Here is a 24603-nt window from a genome sequence, read left to right on the forward strand (position 1 = left end):
AAGGCGCGGGAGTTTACCAGTTACCGACTGCGCACGGTTTTTGAGTCTTCTTGATTCGCTGAATAACTGTCGGGCCTGTCATACAGCGCCAACATTGTGCTGCTAGGTTGCTGTTTTGCCTGTCAGCGAGGGGATAACCGTGAGCCAGTTCGATCTCAAGCGTCGTCGTGTCATTCAGGCCGTCGGGACCGTGGGTGCCGGTCTGCTGTTACCCGGTGTTGCACCGGCGGTCATTGCCTCGGTGCAGGACCGCCCGAAAATGACTGACGGCGTGCAGTCCGGCGATGTGTTTGGCGACAAGGCGATCGTCTGGAGCCGCAGCGACCGGCCTGCGCGCATGGTCGTCGAGTGGGACACGCGCAGCATGTTCACCCAGCCACGGCGTGTGGTGTCGGCGCTGGCTGATCAGCGCACCGACTTCACGGCGCGCGTCGAGCTGAGCGGATTGCCGGTCGATCAGGCGATTTTCTACCGCGTTTCGTTCGAGGATGCCCAGAGCGGTGTTGCCAGCGAACCCTGGTTCGGCCATTTGCGCAGCACGCCACAACAGCGTCGTGACATCCGCTTCGTCTGGAGTGGCGATACGGTGGGGCAGGGTTTCGGTATCAACCCTGACATCGGTGGCATGCGCATTTACGAAGCCATGCGCCTGCGCTTGCCGGACTTCTTTATCCACAGCGGCGACACCATCTACGCCGACGGCCCGGTGCCGGAGCAGCTCACCACCGAAGGCGGGCGGATCTGGCGCAACATCACCACCGAGGCGAAAAGCAAGGTGGCGGAGACGCTGGACGAATACCGGGGCAATTACCGTTACAACCTGCTGGATGAAAACCTGCGTCGTTTCAATGCTGAAGTGCCGCAGGTCTGGCAGTGGGACGATCACGAGGTGACCAATAACTGGTCGCCCAGCAAGCAGCTCGATGACCGCTACAAGGTCAAGGACATCCAGTTGCTGTCCTCCCGCGCACGTCAGGCATATCTGGAGTACGCACCGTTGCGCCTGCAAGCGGCGGATAACGGCGGGCGTATTTATCGCAAAATTCCCTATGGCCCGATGCTCGACGTGTTCGTTCTCGACATGCGCAGCTACCGCGACGGCAACGATGCCAATCTGGCCGACAAACCTGGTCCGACCACCGCGTTCATGGGCCGTGAACAACTGGACTGGCTCAAGCGCGAGCTCAACAGCTCGCGCGCGCAGTGGAAAGTGATCGCCGCAGACATGCCCATCGGCCTTGGCGTGCCGGATGGCGAGGTGAGCCCCGGGGTCGCGCGTTGGGAGGCCATCGCCAACGGCAATGATGGACCGGCGCTGGGGCGTGAGCTGGAGGTCGCCGAATTGCTGGCGTATCTGCGTACGCAGAAAATTCGCGATTGCGTGTGGCTGACAGCCGATGTGCATTACTGCGCTGCGCATCATTACCAACCGGATCGGGCGGTGTTTCAGGATTTCGATCCGTTCTGGGAGTTCGTGGCCGGGCCATTGAATGCGGGCAGTTACGGTCCCAACGTGCTGGACAAGACGTTCGGGCCTGAGCTGGTGTTCCAGAAAGCGCCTCCTGCGCAGAATACTTCGCCGTTTGCGGGTTATCAGTTCTTTGGCGAAGTGAACATCGATGGGCAAACCGGTGAGATGACGGTCGCTCTGCGGGATCTGGATGGGGTGTCGGTGTTCGAGCGCAAGCTACAGCCTGTGAAAGAGGTCAGCCGAATCGTCTGACAGGCAGCGGGCTAAAGGCTCGTAGGGTTGAAAATCCCTGCAACATGCTCGGCATGGGTGGCTTATCATGAGCCACCTAATGATGGATCGGGTATGTTGCATGCTGGCTATCTTTCTCGAAACCCTGAACATCACCGCTCCGGTATTCGCCATGCTGTTTCTGGGCGTGTTCCTCAGGCGTATCGGCGCGATCAACGACGGGTTCATCGTTGCGGCTTCAGGGCTGGTGTTCAATGTCACCATGCCGGCATTGCTGTTTCTGGGCATCATTCACGCGGACCTGCGCACGGCACTGCAGCCTAAACTGCTGATTTTTTTCAGCCTTGCCACGCTGCTGAGTTTCGCATTCGCCTGGGTCTGGGCCGTCTGGCGTTGCCCGTACGAAGAGCGTGGCATCTACGTTCAGGGCGCGTTCCGTGGCAATAACGGCGTGATCGGCCTGGCCCTGGCGGCCAGCATGTATGGCTCGTACGGCATCTCGCTGGGTGCCATCCTCGCGGCACTGGTCATCGTGTTCTACAACACGCTGTCGACTGTGGTGCTGGCGGTCTACAGCCCGGTGATCAAGTCCGATCCATGGAGCATTTTCAAGAGCGTGTTGGCCAACCCGCTGATCATCAGCGTGATCATTGCCTCGCCCTTTGCTTATTTCAGCATCGGCCTGCCCAAATGGCTGGAAACTTCCGGTAGTTATCTGGCGCAGATGACGCTGCCTTTGGCGCTGATCTGTATCGGCGGCACGCTGTCGCTGGCGTCACTTCGCAAGAGCGGCAAACTGGCCGTCAGTGCCAGCGTCATGAAAATGGTCGCGTTGCCGGTGCTCTGCACGCTGGCCGCATGGCTGGTTGGCTTTCGCGGTGCAGAGCTGGGGATTCTGTTTCTGTATTTCGGCAGCCCGACCGCCGCCGCCAGTTACATCATGGCGCGCACGGCAAACGGCAATTATGAACTGGCGGCGGCAATCATCGTGATCACCACGCTGGCCGCCGCAGTCACCACCAACGTGGGGATTTTCATCCTGCAATGGGGTGGCTGGATCTAGTCCGCTTTGACGTAACTGTCGATTACTTCCTGAGCCGCACGAAACGCATCGATGGCTGCGGGCACCCCGGCGTACACCGCGCAGTGCAGCAGCGCTTCGCGAATTTCTATGACGGTGCAACCGTTGTTCAGCGCACCCCGCACATGGCCTTTCAGCTCTTGCGGGCATTTGAGGGCGGTGAGGGTCGCCAGGGTGATCAGGCTGCGGGTTTTCAGCGGCAGGCCGTCACGGCTCCAGACGCTACCCCATGCGTGTTCGTTGACGAAGTCCTGCAAGGGCTGGCTGAAATCGGTGGCATTGCCCAGTGCGCGGTCGACGTAGACATCGCCCATTACCTGGCGGCGGATCTGTTCGCCTTCGCTGATCGTGTTGTCTGTCATGGCGTTTCTCCTCTGATCAATACAGATTGAAATCAGTGCTGGCGTCGCCAGGCACGCACGGTGCGCCAGGCAACAATGATGCCCAATAGCGGTAGAACCAGCGTGAGCATCCAGCCTTCGAGCCTTTCGGCGAGTGTCATGCCGGTACTGATCGACACGATGTGCAGCCCGTAGGTCAGGTACAACGCCAACAGCAGCAGGCCTTCGATGCGGTCTATCCGGTAGCCGGAATAAAACAGCGGCACACACAGCAGTGACACGCCCAGCATGATTGGCAAATCGAACACCAGCGCGTTAGGCGAGATTGTCAGGGGCAGTGGCGCAACCAGTGCGGTCACGCCCAGCACCCCGAGCAGATTGAACAGGTTACTGCCGATCACGTTGCCGACGGCAATGTCGCGTTCACCACGCAGTGCTGCAATTAGCGAGGCCATCAGTGCGGGCAGCGAGGTTCCGATGGCGATCACGGTCAGTCCGATAATGCGCTCGGACAGCCCCAGATGGATGGCAATCACCACCGACGCATTGACCAGCAAGTGCCCGCCCGCGGTCAGCATCAGCAAGCCAGCGGCGAGCATGAACATGCGCGAAAGAGTGCGAGGCTTTTCCGTGATGTCGGCATGACCGTGGCGCGGACTATGGCCTCCCTGGCGCACGATGACGAACAGGCAGACCAGCAATCCGGCCAGCAGCACGATACCGTCGAGCGTGCTGAACTCGCCGTTCCATGACAGGCCGATAGCCAGCAGGCACGCGCCGATCATCAGCGGTATGTCGATATGCAACACCTGCCGCGCCACCCGCAACGGAATGATCAAGGCGCACAGGCCAAGGATCACCAGCACATTGAAGATGTTGCCGCCGATGACACTGCCCACCGCAATGTCGGTATTGTCCGAGAAGGCAGCTTGCAGGCTGACGGCCATTTGCGGGGCGCTGGTGCCCATCGCCACGACGGTCAGGCCGATGATCAATGGCCTGACCTTGAAAATGGCGGCCAGATGCACGGCCGCGCGCACTGACAGATCCGCCCCGATCAGCAGGAGAAGAAAGCCGCCGAACATCTGAATGAGGGCGGGAGCGGGCAGGGCCGATAGCTGGAGAATAGGTGTGTCCTTGGTCGAGAGCTTAGTCGAGGGCCTGAACGCGGACAGGCGCCGTGCCGCTGCGCAGCATACCCAGTTGTTCGGCTGCTTCGCGAGAGACATCGATCAATCTGCCACGCGTGTGAGGGCCGCGATCATTGACGCGGACGACCACTGACTTGTCGTTGTTCAGGTTGGTGACCCTGACCCGCGTGCCAAACGGCAACTGCCGGTGAGCGGCGGTCAGGGCATTCTGATTGAAAGGCTCGCCGCTGGCCGTGCGGTTGCCATGATGGCGAGCGCCGTAATAGGCGGCGGTGCCGGTCTCGTCGTAACCGTGAGGGTCGATGATGTGATTGGCGCAGCCGGCCAGTAAGGTCAGCAGGCTGCAGGCAAAAATAAGTCGGCGCATGGTCAAAGGTCCTGAGTGCCGTTGGCTTGGGGGTTCTACACGTCCCTATGACGCTCTTGCCAATGCTCGCGTTGGCGCAACGCTGTGCCTCGGCGCGCATTAAACTTCGGACGCGGAGCGTCCAGAAACGCGTCCCCACTCGGAGCGCGGGTACGATCATCAGCGTTGAAAAGATCAGCCCTGACGCTCGTGCCAATGCTCCGCGTTGGCATGCATTTCGTGACGCTCCGCGTCACAATTCTGTGCCGCACCGCGCATTAAACTTCGGACGCAGAGCGCCCAAAAATGCGTTCCCACGCGGAGCGCTCAGCGTTATACACACGTTCTAGAGAGCCCGGAATAGAGGGCTTTCAGGCTTCGGCCCGAAGGGCGTAGGAGCGAACTTGTTCGCGAATACGTTGGTCCAGGCGCCCTGTTTCTGGGGGCTGTACCGGCCTCTTCGCGAGCAAGCTCGCTCCCACGAGACTCATGTATAACGATGAGCGCGGAGCGTGGGAACGAGCGTGAGTAGGGGGTCAGCCCTCCAGCTTGGCCTTCAGCAGTTCGTTGACCTGCTGCGGGTTAGCCTTGCCTTTGGAGGCTTTCATGGCCTGACCGACGAAGAACCCGAACATCTTGCCGCGCTTGGCTTCATCCGCCGCCCGATACTGTTCGACCTGTTCCGCATTGGCAGCCAGTACATCGTCGAGCATCGATTCGATGGCGCCACTGTCGGTTACCTGCTTCAGGCCGCGCTTCTCTATGACTTCATCGGCGCTGCCTTCACCATTGGCCATCGCTTCGAAGACCATTTTCGCGATCTTGCCCGAGATGGTGTTGTCGGTGATGCGCTTGAGCATGCCCCCCAGTTGTTCGGCGCTGACGGGCGATTGTTCGATCTCGACCCCCTGCTTGTTCAGCAGGCTGCCCAGCTCGACCATGACCCAGTTGGCCGCCAGCTTGGCGTCGCCGCTGATGCTGACCACTTTTTCGAAATAGTCAGCCTGCTCGCGGCTCGACGCCAGCACGCTGGCGTCGTAGGTCGACAGGCCGAACTGGCTCTGGAAGCGCTCGCGTTTCTGCGGTGGCAGTTCCGGCAGTGTGGCGCGGGTTTCCTCAAGGAACGAATCCTCGATGATGACCGGCAACAGATCCGGGTCGGGGAAGTAACGGTAGTCGTTGGCTTCCTCCTTGCTGCGCATGGCGCGGGTTTCGTTGGTGTTCGGATCGTACAGACGCGTCTGCTGGATGACCTTGCCGCCGTCTTCGATCAGGTCGATCTGGCGCTGGATCTCGCTGTTGATCGCCTTCTCGATGAAGCGGAACGAGTTGACGTTCTTGATCTCGCAGCGGGTGCCGAACTCGACTTGGCCCTTGGGGCGAATCGACACGTTGCAGTCGCAACGCAGCGAGCCTTCGGCCATGTTGCCGTCGCAGATGCCCAGGTAGCGGACAATCGCGTGGATGGCCTTGACGTAGGCCACGGCTTCCTTGGCACTGCGCATGTCCGGCTCGGAAACGATCTCCAGCAGCGGCGTGCCAGCGCGGTTCAGGTCGATGCCGGTCATGCCCTGGAAGTCTTCGTGCAGGCTCTTGCCTGCGTCTTCTTCCAGGTGCGCACGGGTGATGCCGATGCGCTTGACCGTGCCGTCTTCCAGCGTGATGTCCAGGTGGCCCTTGCCGACGATCGGCAATTCCATCTGGCTGATCTGATAGCCCTTGGGCAGGTCAGGGTAGAAGTAGTTCTTGCGGGCAAACACGTTGTGCTGGCCGATTTCGGCATCCACCGCCAGGCCGAACTTGACGGCCATGCGCACGGCTTCCTTGTTCAGCACCGGCAACACACCCGGCATGCCCAGATCAACGAGGCTGGCCTGGGTATTGGGCTCGGAGCCGAACGTGGTGGCGCTACCGGAAAAAATCTTTGATTGGGTCGAAAGCTGGGTATGTATCTCCAGCCCGATGACGACTTCCCATTGCATGTGTTTCTCCTCAGAAGCCTTCAGGTGCGCGAGTGTGCCAGTCAGTGACTTGCTGATACTGATGCGCCACATTCAAGAGACGGCCTTCCTGGAAATACGGGGCGAGCAATTGCACGCCGACCGGCAGACCCTCGACAAAGCCCGCAGGCATGGACAGACCGGGCAGGCCCGCCAGGTTGGCGGTGATGGTGTAGAAATCTTCCAGGTATTCGGCAATCGGGTCGTTGTTCTTGGCGCCGATTTTCCAGGCCGGGTTGGGCGTGGTCGGGCCGAGAATCACGTCGACTTCGGCGAATGCGCTCATGAAATCGTTCTTGATCAGGCGACGGATCTTCTGCGCCTGCAGGTAATAGGCGTCGTAGTAGCCTGCCGACAGCGCGTAGGCGCCGACCATGATGCGTCGCTGGACTTCCGGGCCAAAGCCTTCGGCGCGCGAGCGCTTGTACAGGTCGGTCAGGTCTTTCGGGTCTTCACAGCGGTAGCCGAAGCGCACACCGTCGAAGCGCGACAGGTTGGACGATGCCTCTGCCGGCGCGATGACGTAGTAGGCCGGAATGGCATGTTGCAGGTTCGGCAGGCTGACTTCCTTGACGATGGCGCCGAGTTTTTCCAGCTCCTTGACGCTTTCGTGGACCAATTGCGCGATACGCGGGTCGAGGCCAGCGCTGAAATACTCCTTGGGTACACCGATACGCAGGCCCTTGAGCGAGGTATTGAGGGTGGCGGAATAGTCCGGAACCGGCTCGTCGATGCTGGTGGAGTCCTGCGCATCGAAACCGGCCATGCCTTGCAGCAGCAGGGCGCAGTCTTCGGCAGTGCGCGCCATCGGGCCAGCCTGGTCGAGGCTGGATGCGTAGGCAATCATGCCCCAGCGCGATACGCGACCATAGGTCGGCTTGAGGCCGGTCAGGTTGGTCAGGGCCGCGGGCTGGCGAATCGAGCCGCCGGTGTCAGTGCCGGTCGCTGCGGGCAGCAGGCGGGCAGCCACTGCCGCTGCCGAACCGCCGGACGAACCACCGGGAACGCAGTCGAGGTTCCACGGGTTTTTCACCGCGCCGTAGTGGCTGGATTCGTTGGCCGAACCCATGGCGAATTCGTCCATGTTGGTCTTGCCCAGCGTGACGGTACCCGCCGAAGCGAGCTTCGACACCACCGTAGCGTCGTACGGGGCCTTGAAATTGTCGAGCATCTTCGAGCCGCAACTGGTGCGGATGCCCTGTGTGCAGAACAGGTCCTTGTGCGCCAGCGGAGCGCCGAGCAGCGGGCCGTTCTCACCGGCAGCGCGGCGTGCATCTGCCGCCTGGGCCTGAGTGATGGCCAGGTCTTCGGTGAGGCTGATGAAGCTGTTGAGCTGCGGGTCGAGCTGTGCGATACGCGACAGCAGGACACGGGTCAGCTCTTCAGAAGAGAATTTTTTTTCGGCGAGTCCGCGAGCGATCTCGGCCAGAGTCATTTGATGCATGCAGGCGCTTTCCCTTACTCGATGACTTTCGGAACCAGATACAGACCATCCTGGACCGCTGGTGCGATGGCTTGGTAAGTGTCGCGGCGATTTCGCTCGGTTACCGCGTCTTCGCGCAGGCGCTGGGTCGCTTCCAGCGGGTGAGCCAAGGGTTCGATGCCGGTGGTGTCGACCGCCTGCATCTGATCGATCAGACCGAGAATGCTGTTCAGTGCTTCGGTAGTACGCGGGATATCGGCGTCATTAAGGCCAAGTCTGGCCAGATGAGCGATCTTTTCCACGTCGGAGCGTTCAAGCGCCATGGGGTATCTCCAGTGGAATGCTGACGGATTTGCTTTGTTGCCAATTGCGGAACACTATCGCGTTATTACTGTCTCAAGCCGCTAACGTCGAGGGTGGTGTTCGGAAAACCGCCAATTTAGCATATTGGCTCCTTGCCCAAAATCCCTGTCGTTGTTAGAGTTTGCCGCACTTTTTTTACCACGCGTTCCCTAGGGTCCCTTTCCCATGTTCAAGAAACTGCGTGGCATGTTTTCCAGTGATCTATCCATCGACCTGGGCACTGCCAACACCCTTATTTACGTGCGTGAGCGCGGTATCGTTCTGAATGAACCCTCTGTCGTTGCCATTCGTACTCACGGCAACCAGAAGAGCGTCGTCGCTGTCGGTACCGAAGCCAAGCGCATGCTGGGCCGTACGCCAGGCAACATTGCAGCCATTCGCCCCATGAAAGACGGCGTTATCGCCGATTTCAGCGTCTGCGAAAAAATGTTGCAGTACTTCATCAACAAGGTCCATGAAAACAGCTTTCTGCAGCCCAGCCCTCGTGTGCTGATCTGCGTTCCGTGCAAATCCACTCAGGTTGAACGTCGCGCCATTCGCGAATCGGCTCTGGGTGCAGGTGCGCGCGAAGTATTTCTGATCGAAGAGCCAATGGCTGCAGCGATCGGTGCCGGTCTGCCGGTGGAAGAAGCCCGCGGTTCGATGGTTGTCGACATCGGTGGGGGCACCACCGAGATCGCCCTGATCTCCCTGAACGGTATTGTTTACGCCGAATCCGTGCGTGTGGGTGGCGACCGTTTCGATGAAGCGATCATCACCTACGTGCGTCGTAACTACGGCAGCCTGATCGGCGAATCCACAGCCGAGCGCATCAAGCAGGAAATCGGCACCGCCTACCCGGGTGGTGAAGTCCGCGAAGTCGACGTTCGCGGCCGTAACCTGGCTGAAGGCGTTCCACGTGCGTTCACCCTGAATTCCAATGAAGTGCTCGAAGCGCTTCAGGAGTCGCTGGCGACCATCGTTCAGGCGGTCAAGAGCGCGCTTGAGCAGTCGCCGCCGGAACTCGCTTCCGACATTGCCGAGCGTGGTCTGGTACTGACCGGTGGTGGCGCGTTGCTGCGGGATCTGGACAAACTGCTGGCTCAGGAAACCGGTCTGCCGGTGATCGTCGCCGAAGACCCGCTGACCTGTGTAGCGCGTGGCGGTGGCCGTGCGCTGGAAATGATGGATAAGCACACCATGGATCTGCTCTCCAGCGAGTAAATCGCCGGGGTGCCATTCACGGAGTCTTTTGTATGCAGGTAGCGTATGTGCTACCTGTATGCGTCAGGCTGACGCCGAAACAGGCTGCCTATCTCTTTCATTTGTCCAGGCCGGTTCCATAGCGCATGAATAAAAGCCCATTGAAGCTCGATCCCACGATCGCATGCCCCGTAGGAGCGGCCTATTAAACCGCTTTTCGCAAAAGGCCCGTCGCTGGGCGTACGTCTGCTGGTGCTGGCCGTTCTGTCGGTCGCGTTGATGGTTGTCGACGCCCGTTTTACGATCCTCAAGCCTGTGCGCAGTCAGATGTCCATGGTGCTCATGCAGTCCTACTGGATTGTCGACTTGCCACAACGTTTGTATCAAGGCGTTGCCAGTCAGTTCGGCAGTCGCACAGAGCTGATCGCCGAGAACGAAAAACTCAAGACCGAAGCCCTGCTCCTGCAAGGTCGCCTGCAAAAGCTGGCGGCATTGACCGAGCAGAACGTGCGTCTGCGCGAGTTGCTGAACTCTTCGGCGCTGGTCAACGAGAAAGTCGAGGTCGCCGAGCTCATCGGCATGGACCCGAACCCCTTTACTCACCGCATCATCATCAACAAGGGCGAACGCGACGGCGTGGTGCTCGGCCAGCCGGTGCTCGATGCGCGTGGCCTGATGGGCCAGGTTGTCGAGCTGATGCCCTACACCTCACGGGTCCTGTTGCTGACTGACACGACCCATAGCATTCCGGTTCAGGTCAATCGTAACGGCCTGCGCGCCATCGCCAGCGGCACTGGCAATCCGGAGCGTCTGGAACTTCGCCATGTGGCGGATACTGCGGACATCAAGGAAGGCGATCTGCTGGTCAGCTCCGGGCTTGGTCAGCGTTTTCCGGCCGGTTATCCGGTGGCAACGGTCAAGGAAGTGATTCACGACTCCGGCCAGCCGTTCGCAATCGTTCGTGCAGTACCGACCGCCGCGCTGAATCGCAGCCGTTATCTGCTGCTGGTGTTTTCCGATGGTCGCTCCCCGGAAGAGCGGGCTGCCGATGCTGCGCAGGCGCAGGAATCGATTGAAAAGGGCATCGAACCTACCGTGATGGCGACGCTGCCACCGCCGACACCGGCATTCCCGATGTGGCCGCAAGCGACCATTCCTATGTTCCCGGGTGCCACGGTTACCCACAAACCTGCGTCCCAGGCGACCGCGCCAGCGTCCGCCACCCCGGCTGCGACGCCGGTCAAACCGGCTCGGCCAGCCTCCCGACCTGCCGCCTCGCAGCCGCCTGCGTCCACACCTTCCAATGCTCGGGAGCCTATTGATGGTTAGTCACGTCTCCGGGCGCAACGGCTGGGTAGTCTGGCTGACCTTTGCGATCGGCCTGTTGCTGAGCGTTTCGCCGCTGCCGCAATTCATGGAAATCTTTCGCCCCCTCTGGTTGGCACTGCTGCTGACCTTCTGGGTGCTGGCGTTGCCACACAAGTACGGAATGACCACCGCCTGGATACTCGGTCTGATGGAGGATGTGCTGTATGGCACGCTGCTCGGTCAGAACGCGCTGATCCTCAGCCTGATTACCTTTCTGGTCATGTCCCTGCAACAGCGTCTGCGCATGTTCCCCATGTGGCAGCAATGTCTGGTGCTGCTGGTGGTGTTCGGTCTGGCGCAGCTTGCACAACTGTGGCTCAGCGCCCTGACCGGCAACCGTCAGCCGACCCTGGCGCTGGTGTTGCCTGCTCTGGTCAGTGCGTTGCTGTGGCCTTGGGTCAGTTATGGTCTGCGTGGATTGCGCAAACGTTTGAAAATCAATTAAGCGCAAGGTGAGCGCAGCGCCTTCAAGGGTGTGCGCGTTCACCGTCACCGACACGGAGATGTCCTTATGCCCTCGCTTTATCTGGCTTCCGGCTCACCGCGCCGTCGCGAACTTCTGACTCAGATCGGCGTGCCCTTCAGCGTACTCAGCGCGCAGATCGACGAAACTCCCTTTGCTCATGAAACCCCGGCTGTCTACGTCGAGCGTCTTGCGCTGGGCAAGGCTCAGGCGGGCCTGTCGTCGCTGGCGGCTGATCAGCAGGCCTGCGTGATGGGCGCGGACACCGCCGTGGTGCTTGAGGGGCGGATTCTCGGCAAGCCGGTCGATGAGGCGGACGCGCTGGCCATGCTCACCGCGTTATCCGGGCGCGAACACGAGGTCATGACGGCCATTGCGTTGATTGACGGGCAGCGCAGCGAAACCTGCGTGGTGACCAGCCGGGTTCGTTTTCGCCCGATTCAGCTTCATGAGGCACAAGCCTATTGGGCCAGCGGCGAACCTGCCGACAAAGCGGGCGGCTATGCCATTCAAGGCCTGGCGGCGATATTCGTCGAAGGCTTGCAGGGCAGCTATTCTGGGGTAGTGGGTTTGCCTCTGTGTGAAACCGCAGAATTGCTCGGCCGTTTCGGCATACCCTGCTGGCAAGGCCTGGAAGGTGACAAGTCATGAGTGAAGAGATCCTGATCAACATCACCCCGATGGAATCGCGGGTGGCCGTGGTAGAAAACGGCGTGCTGCAAGAAGTGCATGTCGAGCGCACTCAGCGTCGCGGCATCGTCGGCAATATCTACAAGGGCAAGGTCGTGCGCGTGCTGCCCGGCATGCAGGCGGCGTTCATCGACATCGGTCTGGACCGCGCCGCGTTCATTCATGCATCGGAAATCTCCATGCGTGAAGGGCCTGCTGTCGAGAGCATCGCGTCGCTGGTGCATGACGGGCAAAGTCTCGTGGTCCAGGTCACCAAGGACCCGATTGGCAGCAAAGGCGCACGCCTGACCACGCAACTGTCGATCCCTTCGCGCTATCTGGTGTACATGCCGCGCACTGCGCACGTGGGCATTTCCTTGAAGATCGAGGATGAAGCCGAGCGCGAGCGGCTCAAGAAAGTGGTCAGTGATTGCGTCGCGCTGGAAGGCATCAAGGAGGCCGGAGGCTTTATCCTGCGCACGGCTGCCGAAGGCGCGGGTGCCGAGGAAATCCTCATGGACATTCGTTACCTGCGCAGGCTCTGGGACCAGATCGGCGACCAGATCAAAACCGTCAGCCCGCCCACCGTCATCTACGAAGACCTTGGTCTGGCCCTGCGCACCTTGCGCGATCTGGTCAGCCCGCGAATCGAAAAGATCCGTATCGATTCGCGGGAAACCTTCCAGAAGACCACCCAGTTCGTCGCTGAACTGATGCCTGAAATTGCCGACCGGCTCGAGCATTATCCGGGTGAGCGACCGATTTTCGACCTGTACGGCGTCGAAGATGAAATCCAGAAAGCCCTTGAGCGCAAGGTGCCGCTCAAGTCTGGCGGTTATCTGGTCATCGACCCGGCCGAGGCCATGAGCACCATCGATGTGAACACCGGGGCGTTTGTGGGGCACCGGAATCTGGAAGAGACCATCTTCAAGACCAACCTTGAGGCGGCGACAGCGATTGCCCGCCAGCTGCGCCTGCGCAATCTCGGCGGCATCATCATTATTGATTTCATCGACATGGAAGACGGTGAACATCAGCGTCAAGTGCTGCGCACCCTGGAAAAACAGCTGGAGCGCGATCACGCCAAGACCAACATCATCGGCATCACCGAACTGGGGCTGGTGCAGATGACGCGTAAACGCACCCGCGAAAGCCTTGAGCAGGTGCTGTGCGAACCGTGTCATTGCTGTGTAGGGCGCGGCAAGCTGAAAACCCCTGAGACGATCTGTTACGAAATTTTCCGCGAGATTCTGCGCGAGGCCAGGGCTTATCAGGCGGTTGGCTACCGGGTGCTGGCTAATCAGCGCGTGGTCGATCGGCTCCTCGACGAGGAGTCAGGCAACGTGGCGGAACTCGAAAGCTTTATCGGACGAACCATCCGTTTTCAGGTAGAAACCATGTACTCGCAGGAACAATACGACGTGGTCCTGCTCTGAGGTTGCTGGGCGCAGGGAAATATTGACGACAAGTGCCCCACGGGTTTCTGGCAGGTATGCCGTTTATTGAGAATGATGCGTGGCGAACGAGCAAAACCTGAATGTGACCGCACCTGCCGACCCGAGCCGAAAACTGTTCGCTGAATCCGGTCTTTGCATCCTGCAGCAGAGGACATCCTGAGATGGGGCGTCTTCCTCGCATTGTTGCAACCCTGACGCGCTGGGGCCTGAGCCTGTGCGCGCTGATTCTGGTGGTGGGGGCGCTGTATGTCAGCCTCGGCCGTCAACTGACGCCTCTGGTGGCTGAATACCGTGTCGATGTCGAAAGCCGTGCCAGCACCGCGTTGGGCATGCCACTGAGCATCGGCAGTCTGGAAGGCAGCTGGAACCGATTCTCTCCGGTATTGCTGGCCCACGACGTCATGGTCGGTGAAGGTTCCAGCGCTTTGCGTCTGGACCGCGTGCGTGTGGTTCCCGATCTCTGGGCGAGTCTGCTGGCGCGTGAAGTGCGCATCGAGCATCTGGAAGTCGATGGCTTGCAGTTCGTTCTCAAACAGGATCAGGACGGTGGCTGGGCGGTTCAAGGCTTGCCGATGCGCAATGACAGCCCGTTCGACCCCGAACAAGTATTCAAGCAGATGCAGAGCGTGTTGCACCTGTCGCTGCTCGATAGCCAGGTGACGGTGCAACCGTTTGATGCCGCGCCGCTGACCCTGACCTACGTCAACCTCAGCCTGACCACGGGCAGCTATCACCAGCGTCTGGATGCACGCCTGACCCTGCCGGACGGCCAGCCGCTGGCGTTGAACGTGCGCTCCCGGGTTCAAGCCAGCCAGTGGAAGGATGGCGAAGCGGATGTCTATGCCAGCCTGCCGCAAAGTGACTGGGGTAAATGGTTGCCCAAAAGCCTGACCCGCGAGTGGACGCTGTCGAAGCTGCAAGCCGGTGGCGAAGTATGGATGAGTTGGGGCAAGGGCACCGTGCAAAGCGCTACCGCACGCCTCAATGCTCCGAAAATCAAAGCTGTCTATGCCGCGCGCAAGCCGACCACGGTGGAAAACCTGGCGCTCAATGCCTGGTTCGCCCGGACTGCAACCGGCTTCGAGCTGAAACTTGATTCATTGGCGATGGACCTGGCCAGCAAGCGCTGGGAAAGCCGTTTGCAACTGACGCAAACCGCCGCAACGCCGGACAGCGAAGAACTCTGGCACGTGCAGGCCGACCGCCTTGACCTGACGCCGCTCACGCCGCTGATCGATTCCCTTGCGCCATTGCCGGACAAGGCGATGGCGGTGGTCGATGGCCTCAAGGTGACGGGCGGGCTGCGCAACGTATTGCTCGACTATCGTCCGCAAACGACTGGCGATAAACGTCTCGGCTTTGCCGCCAACCTGGACAAGGTTGGCTTCAACGCTTATCGCGGCGCACCGGCGGCAGGCAATGTCAGTGGTGCGATCAGCGGCGACCTGGGGCAGGGCGAGTTGCGACTCGATACCGACGATTTCATGCTGCACCTGGACCCGATTTTCGCCAAGCCGTGGCGCTATCAAAAGGCCAATGCGCGCCTGACCTGGAAGCTGGACGATCAGGCGTTCACCCTCATCGCGCCGTACATCAAAGTACTCGGCGATGAAGGCAAGATTGCTGCGGACTTCCTGATCAGGATTCACCTCGGTCACGACCAGGAAGACTACATGGACCTGCGGGTCGGCATGGTCGATGGTGATGGTCGCTACACCAGCAAATACCTGCCCACCGCGCTTAGCCCGGAGCTTGATCACTGGCTGCGTACAGCGGTGGTCAGTGGCGCGGTCAAACAGGGCTTTTTCCAGTATCAGGGCTCACTCAACAAGAACTCGCCTGACACCGCCCGGGTCATCAGCCTGTTTTTCGATGTCAGCAACGCGACCCTGGCATTTCAGCCGGGCTGGCCTTCGCTCACCGGGGTCGACGGCAAGGTCTACGTCGAAAACAGCGGCGTACGGGTCAAGGCCAGCAAGGGGCAACTGCTCGACACCAGGGTGAGTAACGTGCTGGTCAATATTCCTCACGTACCGTCAGGGCAGGACAGCCACTTGCTGGTCGATGGCAGTTTTGCCGGAAGCCTGGGCGATGGCCTGAAGATTCTTCAGCAAGCGCCAATCGGCACGGGCAGCACGTTTGCCGGTTGGCAGGGCGAGGGCCCCCTGAACGGCAAGCTCAAGCTGGATATTCCGCTGGCCAAGGGGGTCGAGCCAAAAGTCGTCGTAGATTTCAGTACTGACAATGCGCGTCTGAAACTGGCGGACCCGGTGCTGGAACTGACCCGGCTCAAGGGTGACTTTCGCTTTGACAGCGCCAGCGGGTTGAGTGGCAAGGGCATCAAGGCGCAGGCATTCGATAACCCGGTAACTGCGGAAATCTCGGCCGAGGGTACGCCCGGTGCCAACGTGACGCGTATTGTGGCGAATGGTCTGGTCACGGTGAAAAAGCTGACTGACTGGCTGAGCGTCACGCAGCCGTTGCCGGTGTCCGGTGACCTGCCGTTTCAATTGCAACTGACGCTGGACAGCAAAGACAGCCCGTTGTTGATCAACTCCACGCTCAAGGGCGTGGCGATCGATCTGCCTGCGCCTTTCGGCAAGACTGCGGAGACAGAGCGCCCCAGCGAATTCCGCATGACCCTGCAAGGCCCGGAGCGCCGACTGGGTGCTGCCTACGATAATCTGGCCAACTTTGCGTTCGCCGCACCGGGTGGCAAGTTTGCGGACGGGCGCGGCGAGCTGTACCTGGGCCGTGGCGGTGCCATCGTGCCGGACGCCAAGGGCTTGCGAATCCGCGGTGAGCTGTCCGAGCTGGACGTCGCGCCCTGGCAGGAGCTTGCAGGACGCTATGCCGGAGGTGATCCGGGCGGCAGCGCCAAGCAACTGCTCAATAGCGTGGACCTGCAGATCGGCAAGCTGACGGCCATGGGCACCACGCTGGATAACGTGCGTGTTCAATTGCAGCGCAACGCTGCGGCCTGGGCCCTGTCGCTGGACAGTGCGCTGGCCAAGGGCACCGCGCTGCTTCCGGATGCCAAGTCTGCGCCTATCGGCATCAACATGTTGTACGTGCGCCTGCCTGCGCCTGACCCGAATGCTGCGGTGGTCGAGAACGCGCCTGATCCGCTGGCAGACGTCGACCCACGCAAGATTCCGGCACTGGATATCAAGATCTCTCAACTGTTTCAGGGTGACCAACTATTGGGCCCGTGGGCGCTGAAGATTCGTCCTACGGCTACCGGGATGCGTATGTCTGACATGAGCCTGGGCCTCAAAGGCATCCAGCTTGAAGGCGATGGATCCTGGGACGGTGCGCCGGGGGTGAGCAACAGCTGGTTCAAAGGGCATCTGGAGGGCAAGAACCTGGCGGATGTGCTCAAGGCCTGGGGGTTTGCGCCAACCGTCACCAGTGAAGATTTCGAGCTGAATGTCGACGGCCGCTGGCCTGGTTCGCCTGCGTGGGTCGGGCTCAAGCGCTATTCCGGCAGTCTCGATGCCACACTGAACCGTGGCCAGTTCGTGGAAGTGGAGGGCGGTGCTCAGGCGCTACGGGTGTTCGGGTTGCTGAATTTCAACTCCATCGGCCGTCGTCTGCGTCTGGACTTCTCGGACTTGCTGGGCAAAGGGCTGAGCTACGACCGGGTCAAGGGGCTGCTGGTGGCCAGTGATGGTGTCTATGTCACTCGCAAGCCGATCACGTTGACCGGGCCGTCCAGCAATCTGGAGCTCAATGGCACGCTGGACATGGTCAGCGACCGCGTGGATGCCAAGCTGCTGGTGACCTTGCCGGTGACCAACAACTTGCCGATCGCGGCGCTGATTGTCGGCGCGCCGGCCATTGGCGGCGCCCTGTTTCTGGTCGACAAGCTGCTGGGCGACAGGGTTGCCCGCTTCGCCAGCGTGCAATACAAGGTCGAAGGACCGTGGAAAGAGCCGAAGATCACCTTCGACAAGCCATTTGAAAAGCCCCAGTAGCGTCTCATGGAGTACAGTGGTGGCCATGACATCAAACAGCGGGTCGCCATGCCTTTTGCCGTGATTCAAATGGTCAGCCAGAGCGATATCGACGCCAACCTGGCTCGGGCGCGCTCACTGTTGGAGCAGGCCGCCGAGGGCGGTGCGCGGCTGGCGGTGCTGCCGGAAAACTTCGTTGCCATCGGGCGTCGCGACGTCGCTGAGATCGGCCGCGCCGAAGCTCAGGGGCATGGACCGATCCTGCCATGGTTGAAACTGGCCGCTCGCGACCTCAAGTTATGGATAGTTGCCGGAACCCTGCCACTGCCGCCGAATGATCGGCCCGATGGCAAGGTGACGGCGTGTTCGTTGCTGATCGATGAACACGGCGAGCAGGTGGCGCGTTACGACAAGCTGCACCTGTTCGATGTGGACGTAGCAGACAACCGGGGCCGCTATCGCGAATCGGACGACTATGCTCACGGCCATAACGTGGTGGTGGCCGACACTCCTGTCGGGCGCCTGGGGCTGACGGTCTGTTATGACCTGCGCTTTCCCGAGCTGTATACCGCGCTGCGCGAAGCGGGCGCTGAGTTGATTACCGCCCCGTCAGCCTTTACAGCGGTGACGGGGGCTGCGCACTGGGACATTCTGATCCGGGCGCGGGCTATCGAAACCCAGTGCTACATACTGGCGGCGGCACAAGGCGGGGTCCATCCGGGGCCACGCGAGACTTACGGGCACGCAGCCATCGTTGATCCATGGGGCCGCGTGCTGGCTCAGCAAGCACAGGGTGAAGCCGTGCTGTTGGGCACACGAGACAGTGAAGAACAGGCGTCCATACGGGCGCGGATGCCGGTGTCCAGTCACCGGCGCTTTTTTTCGCAGGACGCCATGCGGCCTGCTTCGGAGTGAATATGAGTGATCTGTCCTCAGTCAGCGAACACCTTCTGGCACCCGGCGGCCTGAGCCTCGACAGCCTGCAATCGGTACTCGGCGAACTTGCCGGCCCCGGCATCGATGCCGCGGACCTGTATTTTCAGGGGATGATCTCCGAGTCGTGGTCGCTGGAAGACGGCATCGTCAAGGAAGGCAGTTTCAATCTCGATCAAGGCGTGGGCGTGCGCGCTCAGTCAGGAGAGAAGACCGGTTTCGCGTACAGCAACGCCATCACTGAAGATGCGCTGCGCACCGCTGCCCGCGCCGCCCGGTCGATTTCTCGCGCTGGCCAGAATGGCCGCGTGCAGACGTTTACGTCGCAGGACGTGGCTCAGCTGTATGCGCCGGATAATCCGCTGGAAGTGCTGAGCCGTGCCGAGAAGGTCGAGTTGCTGAAGCGCATCGACGTCGCAACTCGCGCACTGGACTCGCGTATTCAGCAGGTGTCGGTGAGCATGGCCGGAGTCTGGGAGCGCATTCTGGTGGCGGCAGCCGATGGCAGCCTGGCCGCCGACGTGCGCCCTCTGGTGCGCTTCAATGTCAGCGTCATCGTCGAGCAGAATGGCCGTCGCGAACGCGGCGGGCATGGCGGCGGCGGACGTACCGACTACCGTTATTTCCTGACTGACGACCGTGCCATGGGCTACGCCCGCGAGGCGTTGCGTCAGGCGCTGGTCAATCTGGAAGCGATTCCCGCGCCGGCCGGTACATTGCCGGTCGTGCTCGGTTCCGGCTGGTCCGGGGTGCTGCTGCACGAAGCAGTGGGGCACGGTCTGGAAGGCGATTTCAACCGCAAGGGCAGTTCTGCCTACAGCGGGCGCATGGGCGAGATGGTTGCGTCCAGGCTCTGCACCATCGTGGACGACGGCACGCTGGCAGGGCGTCGCGGCTCGCTGAGCGTCGATGACGAAGGCACGCCGACCGAATGCACCACGCTGATCGAAAACGGTGTGCTCAAGGGCTACATGCAGGACAAGCTCAATGCCCGGTTGATGGGCGTTGCGCGGACCGGCAACGGTCGTCGCGAGTCCTACGCCCATCTGCCGATGCCGCGCATGACCAACACCTACATGCTGGGCGGGCAGAGCGATCCGCAGGAAATCATCGCGTCGGTCAAGCGGGGTATCTATTGCGCCAATCTGGGCGGCGGTCAGGTCGACATCACCAGTGGCAAGTTCGTGTTTTCGACCAGTGAGGCCTACCTGATCGAAGACGGCAAAATCACGGCGCCCGTCAAAGGTGCGACCTTGATCGGCAACGGGCCGGAAGCAATGAGCAGGGTTTCGATGGTGGGTAACGATCTGTCGCTGGACAGCGGCGTCGGTACGTGCGGAAAAGACGGCCAGTCGCTGCCGGTCGGTGTGGGTCAGCCTACGCTGAAAATCGACGCGATTACGGTTGGCGGTACAGGTAGCTGAATGTGAGTCGGGGCTGGCCGCTTGCTGCGGCCCACCCCGAGGTCGACATCAACGCAGACCGCGTTGAAGTTCGTCCAGCTCACGGATGTATTTGAAGATTTTGCGGCTGGTGGCCGGCGGTTTGTTGCGTGCAACTTCGTGTTGCGCCTGACGAATCAACGAACGCAGTTGCTGACGGTCGGCATCGGGGTATTCGATAACGAATTTCTCGAGGTCGGCGTCATCACCGGCGATCAGGCGATCACGCCAGCGTTCCAGATTGTGGAAACGTTCATTGTACTGGCGAGTGGAGGCATCGAGTTGGTCGAGCAACACCAGAATGGCTTCCTGGTCCTGATCGCGCATCAGCTTGCCAATGAACAGAATATGCCGCTTTCGCGCAATGTTGGCCGTGTGCTTGGGCGCTTCGGCCAGGGCCTTGCGCAAAGCGTCGGTCAACGGCAGCTTGGCCAGCACATCGGCTTTGAGTGTTGTCAGTCGTTCACCGAGGTCAACCAGCGCATGCAGCTCGCGTTTGACCTGAGTTTTGCTTTTCTCCCCGTCAAGGGAGTCGTCGTAAGAATCAACCATGGGGGCAGTCCGCAAAGAAACGCCGCCATGATAACCAGTCGTGGGCCGCTTGTCCGGCCCGGTCGGTATTCGGCCTGTGCTGAAAGAAGAATTTGATGGAGAAAGTCATGAGTGCAACCCAAAGCGTCGGCCCACAGGCCTTGCCCGAATTGCAGGAACAAGTCGAGCAGATCATCGCCGAAGCGAGGCGTCAGGGTGCCAGCGCCTGTGAAGTGGCGGTGTCGGTGGACCAAGGGCTGTCGACATCGGTCCGCCAGCGTGAAGTCGAAACCGTCGAGTTCAATCGTGACCAGGGTTTTGGTATTACGTTGTACGTTGGGCAGCGCAAAGGCTCGGCCAGCACGTCTGCGACCGGCGCCGATGCCATTCGCGAAACCGTAGCCGCCGCCCTGGCGATTGCCGAACACACCTCCGAAGATGAAAGCTCCGGGCTGGCCGACGCTGCGCTGATGGCCAAGGAGGTCATGGATTTTGACCTTTATCACACTTGGGACATCACGCCCGAGCAGGCCATCGAGAAAGCGTTGATCTGCGAAGCGGCAGCGTTCGAGGCCGACAGCCGGATCAAGAACGCCGACGGCACCACCCTCAATACCCATCAGGGCTGCCGCGTATACGGCAACAGCAATGGGTTCATCGGCGGCTATGCGTCGACCCGGCATAGCCTGAGTTGCGTGATGATTGCCGAAGGCGAAGGCCAGATGCAGCGCGACTACTGGTATGACGTCAACCGCAAGGGCCAGTTGCTGGCCGATGCCGAGAGCATTGGCCGCAAGGCCGCGCAACGGGCGGCGAGCCGCCTGGGCGCGCGGCCTGTGCCTACCTGTGAAGTGCCGGTGCTGTTTGCCGCTGAACTGGCGGGTGGCTTGTTCGGCAGTTTTCTCGGCGCTATCTCTGGCGGCAACCTGTATCGCAAGTCGTCATTTCTCGAGGGCTCTCTTGGCCAGCGACTGTTCCCGGAGTGGATGACCATCGATGAGCGTCCACACCTGAGGCACGCCATGGGCAGTTCCGCGTTCGACAGCGATGGCCTGGCGACGTATGCCAAACCCTTCGTGGACAAAGGCGATCTGGTGTCCTACGTGCTGAGCACCTATTCCGGCCGCAAGCTGGGCATGCCAAGCACCGCCAATGCGGGCGGCGTTCATAACCTGTTCGTTACTCATGGTTCCGAAGATCAGGATGCGCTGATCCGGCGCATGGGCCGTGGTTTGCTGGTCACTGAGTTGATGGGCAGCGGCCTGAACATGGTCACCGGTGATTACTCGCGTGGCGCAGCGGGCTTCTGGGTCGAGAACGGCGAGATTCAGTTTCCGGTTCAGGAAGTGACTATTGCCGGGAACATGCGCGACATGTTCAAACAGATCGTCGCCGTGGGCAGCGATCTCGAACTGCGCAGCAACATCCGCACCGGCTCGGTACTGATCGAGCGCATGATGGTGGCGGGGAGCTGATTAGCCTGCATCGCTACCGCTGCATACCTGACTGACTCGCATGCCAATGCTCCGGCGTTGGCATGCGCTTCCTGTCACGCCGCATCACCTGTCCTTACCGTGCCACACTCCCCAGTTTCTGCACGATCGATAGCTCATGAAGCCTCGCTTCATTGTCTTCTCAGAACCCCCTCGCAAAAGTCCATCTCATCAACATGCTTGTGTTGAGTCAAAATCTCATTTAATAATGAATATCATTTGAGGGTGAAATGTGACCGCCGGGATCACCTGGTCCGGCCAGCCTGCGCCTCTGGGGGTATGTCATGCAGCATTGGAAACGCACCATTGAACAGGCCAACCGCTGTTTCAGTCTGGGTGAGTGGGTTGAAGCCCGTGAGCTGTACCTCCAGGCGCTGGCCCTGGCACAAGTGCTTTTCGAGCGTTGGCCAGACGTCGATGAAGCCGTTGCGGCGTGTGTGATTTCCCATCACAACCTGGCGGACCTGCACCTCAGCCTGGGGCAGCCAGAAGAAAGCGCCGAATACCTGTGCGCAATCCATCAGCACCTGTTGCAGACCATGCAGAGCCAGCGGCTGACGCCCGCTCTGCGCGAAGCGGCCCTGCGCCACAGCAGCAAGACCTACGCCGAGCTACTGAGCTTTATCAGCGAGCATGGCGAATACCCGCGCACCCATCGACTGCTGAACAGCAGCAGTGAGCACACGCGCTCATCGCTGCAGCGCCATTCAGCGACTCATTCCGGACTTTTTTACGGAGCACACTGAAATGTCTCATACCTTGCCAGCACTGCCGTACGCCTACGATGCACTAGAGCCGCACATTGATGCGCAGACCATGGAAATCCACTACACCAAGCATCACCAGACCTATATCACCAACCTCAATGCGGCGGTCGACGGCACTGAATTCGCCGACTGGTCGGTTGAAAAACTCGTCGCCAGCGTCAAGCAACTGCCTGAAAACCTGCGCCCGGCGGTGATCAATCAAGGTGGAGGTCATGCCAACCATTCGCTGTTCTGGGAAGTCATGGTGCCCGGCGGTGGCGGCTTGCCACAAGGCGCGATCGCCGCTGCAATAGACGAGCAATTGGGTGGCTTTGACAGCTTCAAGGAGGCCTTTACCAAAGCCGCACTGACGCGTTTTGGCAGTGGATGGGCCTGGCTGAGCGTGACCCCTGACAAAAAACTGGTAGTCGAAAGCAGCGGCAATCAGGACAGCCCGCTGATGAATGGCAACACACCCATTCTGGGGCTGGACGTGTGGGAACATGCCTACTACCTGCGCTACCAGAACCGCCGTCCCGAATACATCAACGCGTTCTACAACGTGATCAACTGGCAGGAAGTAGCCCGACGCTATCAGGCTGCTCTGGCCTGATCCCTCGACACCCGCCAAGGGCGCCTATGCGTTCTGAACGACTCTCGATCAATAAAGTGCGGTTGCTGCGCAGGGGAGCAGGAACCGTGCTGCTGTTGGCAGGTATGGTGTTGCTGGCAGGGCGGGGGATGAGTTGGCTTCAGGTGCATTGCTTGTGATGGGTGTGACACGCCGAGACGTGTGAGGTCGAGGGCTTATTCGCCCTCGTCAAACCTGTTATTGATCAGTTCTACCAAGCCATCAAGGGCTTCATGCTCGAATTCACCTTCGGTGTGCAGATGAATCTCGGTGCCTTTGCCCGCAGCCAGCATCATCACAGCCATGATGCTCTTGCCATCGACCATGCTTTCCGGCGTGCGGCCGACGCGGATCTGGCAGGGAAACTTGCCGGCAACGCCTACGAACTTGGCGGCGGCGCGGGCGTGCAAACCCAGTTTGTTGATGATGGTGATTTGACGAGCGGGCATCGCAGTGTAAATCCTTTCAGCTAAGGTCGCGGTGGCGGACCTGAACGTTCTTGAGTGATTGTTGCAATACCTGACCCAGGCGTTCTGTCAGGTAGACGGAGCGATGGTGCCCCCCAGTGCAACCGATGGCAATGGTAACGTAAGAACGGTTGCTGGCTGCGAATCGAGGCAGCCATTTGTTCAGATAGGCGAAGATGTCCTGAAACATTTCTTCAACGTCGGGCTGCACGGACAGATAATCGATAACAGGCTGTTCGAGACCTGAATGATCGCGCAATTCAGGCTTCCAGTACGGGTTGGGCAGGCAGCGCACATCAAAGACCAGATCGGCATCAACGGGCATGCCACGCTTGAAGCCGAACGACTCGAGCAGAAAGGCAGTACCAGGCTCGGGCTTGTTGAGCAGGCGCAGTTTCAGTGCATCGCGCAACTGGTAGAGGTTCAGGTGGGTGGTGTTGATCTTCAGGTCGGCCAGATCGATGATCGGGCCCAGTAATGTAGTCTCGTCGCGTATCGCCTCGGCCAGCGAGCGATCTGCCGTGCTCAAGGGGTGGCGACGTCGGGTTTCCGAGAAGCGTTTGAGCAGGGTGGCTTCGTCGGCATCCAGATACAGCACGTCGCACTGGATATTGCGTGAGCGCACTTCATCGAGCATCTGCGGAAAACGGGTCAGATGGCTTGGCAGATTGCGTGCGTCGATCGAAACCGCCAACAGTGGCTCTGCCAGCTCGGTGTTGATCAGTGCGCGTTCGGCCAGTTCCGGCAGCAGACCGGCAGGAAGGTTGTCGACACAATAGAAGCCGTTGTCTTCCAGTACATCCAGCGCGGTACTTTTGCCCGAACCGGAGCGGCCGCTGACGATGATCATGCGCATTG

22 protein-coding genes are annotated in these 24603 nt (G+C 60.4%); 13 read left to right on the forward strand and 9 right to left on the reverse strand.

Annotated elements, in window-relative coordinates; all coding sequences use genetic code 11:
• Window positions 1-139 precede the first annotated feature (139 nt).
• Together I9H07_RS03930 and I9H07_RS03935 are read left to right on the forward strand one after the other, a co-directional pair.
• The gene (locus I9H07_RS03930; RefSeq protein WP_236423596.1) at window positions 140-1723 is read left to right on the forward strand and encodes an alkaline phosphatase D family protein; all 1584 of its coding nucleotides are present in this window, start codon (window positions 140-142) and stop codon (window positions 1721-1723) included.
• A gap of 100 nt (window positions 1724-1823) precedes the next feature.
• On the forward strand, window positions 1824-2765 hold the full coding sequence (locus tag I9H07_RS03935) for an AEC family transporter (protein WP_024672567.1): 942 nt from the start codon (window positions 1824-1826) through the stop codon (window positions 2763-2765).
• On the opposite strand, the gene I9H07_RS03940 is transcribed toward I9H07_RS03935, so the two are convergent.
• The 6 genes from I9H07_RS03940 to gatC form a co-directional block, all read right to left on the reverse strand.
• Entirely contained in the window at window positions 2762-3145 is a 384-nt protein-coding gene (locus tag I9H07_RS03940) for a carboxymuconolactone decarboxylase family protein (protein ID WP_024672566.1), read from the reverse strand. The genes I9H07_RS03935 and I9H07_RS03940 overlap by 4 nt on opposite strands.
• A 32-nt stretch (window positions 3146-3177) precedes the next feature.
• On the reverse strand, window positions 3178-4209 hold the full coding sequence (locus I9H07_RS03945; RefSeq protein WP_058824266.1) for a calcium/sodium antiporter: 1032 nt from the start codon (window positions 4207-4209) through the stop codon (window positions 3178-3180).
• A 64-nt stretch (window positions 4210-4273) separates the two neighbouring features.
• The gene (locus I9H07_RS03950) at window positions 4274-4642 is read right to left on the reverse strand and encodes a septal ring lytic transglycosylase RlpA family protein (protein ID WP_024672564.1); all 369 of its coding nucleotides are present in this window, start codon (window positions 4640-4642) and stop codon (window positions 4274-4276) included.
• Between the two features lie 515 nt (window positions 4643-5157).
• Window positions 5158-6603: an Asp-tRNA(Asn)/Glu-tRNA(Gln) amidotransferase subunit GatB gene (gene gatB / locus I9H07_RS03955; protein WP_058391584.1), complete on the reverse strand. Its 1446-nt coding sequence runs from the start codon at window positions 6601-6603 to the stop codon at window positions 5158-5160.
• A gap of 10 nt (window positions 6604-6613) precedes the next feature.
• Complete coding sequence (gatA, locus tag I9H07_RS03960; RefSeq protein ID WP_058824265.1) at window positions 6614-8065, reverse strand: Asp-tRNA(Asn)/Glu-tRNA(Gln) amidotransferase subunit GatA; 1452 nt, start codon at window positions 8063-8065, stop codon at window positions 6614-6616.
• A gap of 14 nt (window positions 8066-8079) precedes the next feature.
• Entirely contained in the window at window positions 8080-8367 is a 288-nt protein-coding gene (gatC, locus tag I9H07_RS03965) for an Asp-tRNA(Asn)/Glu-tRNA(Gln) amidotransferase subunit GatC (protein WP_003418825.1), read from the reverse strand.
• A gap of 205 nt (window positions 8368-8572) precedes the next feature.
• On the opposite strand from gatC, the gene mreB reads away from it, so the two are divergent.
• From mreB to tldD, 8 genes are all read left to right on the forward strand, one after another.
• A complete protein-coding gene (gene mreB / locus I9H07_RS03970; protein ID WP_007249007.1) occupies window positions 8573-9610 on the forward strand; it encodes a rod shape-determining protein MreB in 1038 nt (345 codons plus the stop codon).
• A 183-nt stretch (window positions 9611-9793) separates the two neighbouring features.
• The gene (mreC, locus tag I9H07_RS03975; protein ID WP_080394543.1) at window positions 9794-10918 is read left to right on the forward strand and encodes a rod shape-determining protein MreC; all 1125 of its coding nucleotides are present in this window, start codon (window positions 9794-9796) and stop codon (window positions 10916-10918) included.
• On the forward strand, window positions 10911-11402 hold the full coding sequence (gene mreD / locus I9H07_RS03980; RefSeq protein WP_003377527.1) for a rod shape-determining protein MreD: 492 nt from the start codon (window positions 10911-10913) through the stop codon (window positions 11400-11402). The genes mreC and mreD overlap by 8 nt, the downstream gene beginning before the upstream one ends.
• Before the next feature lie 66 nt (window positions 11403-11468).
• On the forward strand, window positions 11469-12071 hold the full coding sequence (locus tag I9H07_RS03985; RefSeq protein WP_058824263.1) for a Maf family protein: 603 nt from the start codon (window positions 11469-11471) through the stop codon (window positions 12069-12071).
• Window positions 12068-13525 carry a ribonuclease G gene (gene rng, locus I9H07_RS03990; protein ID WP_236423594.1) on the forward strand — a complete coding sequence of 486 codons (1458 nt, stop codon included), beginning with the start codon at window positions 12068-12070 and terminating at the stop codon, window positions 13523-13525. Before I9H07_RS03985 ends, rng begins: the two co-directional genes overlap by 4 nt.
• Window positions 13526-13707: 182 nt before the next feature.
• Window positions 13708-17523, forward strand: coding sequence for a YhdP family protein (locus I9H07_RS03995; protein WP_236423593.1), 3816 nt, complete (start codon window positions 13708-13710; stop codon window positions 17521-17523).
• A gap of 48 nt (window positions 17524-17571) precedes the next feature.
• Window positions 17572-18417 carry a carbon-nitrogen hydrolase family protein gene (locus tag I9H07_RS04000; protein WP_024674730.1) on the forward strand — a complete coding sequence of 282 codons (846 nt, stop codon included), beginning with the start codon at window positions 17572-17574 and terminating at the stop codon, window positions 18415-18417.
• A gap of 2 nt (window positions 18418-18419) precedes the next feature.
• Window positions 18420-19859 (forward strand): metalloprotease TldD, encoded by a 1440-nt coding sequence (gene tldD, locus I9H07_RS04005; RefSeq protein ID WP_058391574.1) that lies wholly within the window; start codon window positions 18420-18422, stop codon window positions 19857-19859.
• Between the two features lie 48 nt (window positions 19860-19907).
• Here the strand turns inward: tldD and yjgA are convergent, their stop codons facing one another.
• Window positions 19908-20429, reverse strand: coding sequence for a ribosome biogenesis factor YjgA (yjgA, locus tag I9H07_RS04010; protein ID WP_003377535.1), 522 nt, complete (start codon window positions 20427-20429; stop codon window positions 19908-19910).
• 107 nt (window positions 20430-20536) lie between these two features.
• On the opposite strand from yjgA, the gene pmbA reads away from it, so the two are divergent.
• The 3 genes from pmbA (at window position 20537) to I9H07_RS04025 (ending at window position 23260) form a co-directional block, all read left to right on the forward strand.
• Window positions 20537-21883: a metalloprotease PmbA gene (gene pmbA / locus I9H07_RS04015; protein ID WP_236423591.1), complete on the forward strand. Its 1347-nt coding sequence runs from the start codon at window positions 20537-20539 to the stop codon at window positions 21881-21883.
• Between the two features lie 302 nt (window positions 21884-22185).
• Window positions 22186-22647, forward strand: a complete 462-nt coding sequence (locus I9H07_RS04020; RefSeq protein WP_058824261.1) for a tetratricopeptide repeat protein — start codon at window positions 22186-22188, stop codon at window positions 22645-22647.
• Window position 22648: 1 nt separating this feature from the next.
• Window positions 22649-23260, forward strand: coding sequence for a superoxide dismutase (locus I9H07_RS04025; protein ID WP_058391575.1), 612 nt, complete (start codon window positions 22649-22651; stop codon window positions 23258-23260).
• A gap of 194 nt (window positions 23261-23454) precedes the next feature.
• Here I9H07_RS04025 and I9H07_RS04030 read toward each other — a convergent pair whose 3' ends face one another.
• Both I9H07_RS04030 and rapZ read right to left on the reverse strand, forming a co-directional pair.
• Entirely contained in the window at window positions 23455-23727 is a 273-nt protein-coding gene (locus I9H07_RS04030) for an HPr family phosphocarrier protein (RefSeq protein ID WP_024644293.1), read from the reverse strand.
• Between the two features lie 16 nt (window positions 23728-23743).
• Window positions 23744-24601, reverse strand: a complete 858-nt coding sequence (gene rapZ / locus I9H07_RS04035) for an RNase adapter RapZ (protein WP_236423589.1) — start codon at window positions 24599-24601, stop codon at window positions 23744-23746.
• Window positions 24602-24603: the final 2 nt, after the last annotated feature.

Origin of the sequence: Pseudomonas syringae, assembly GCF_023278085.1 — a bacterium.
Taxonomy (GTDB): domain Bacteria; phylum Pseudomonadota; class Gammaproteobacteria; order Pseudomonadales; family Pseudomonadaceae; genus Aquipseudomonas; species Aquipseudomonas syringae_Q.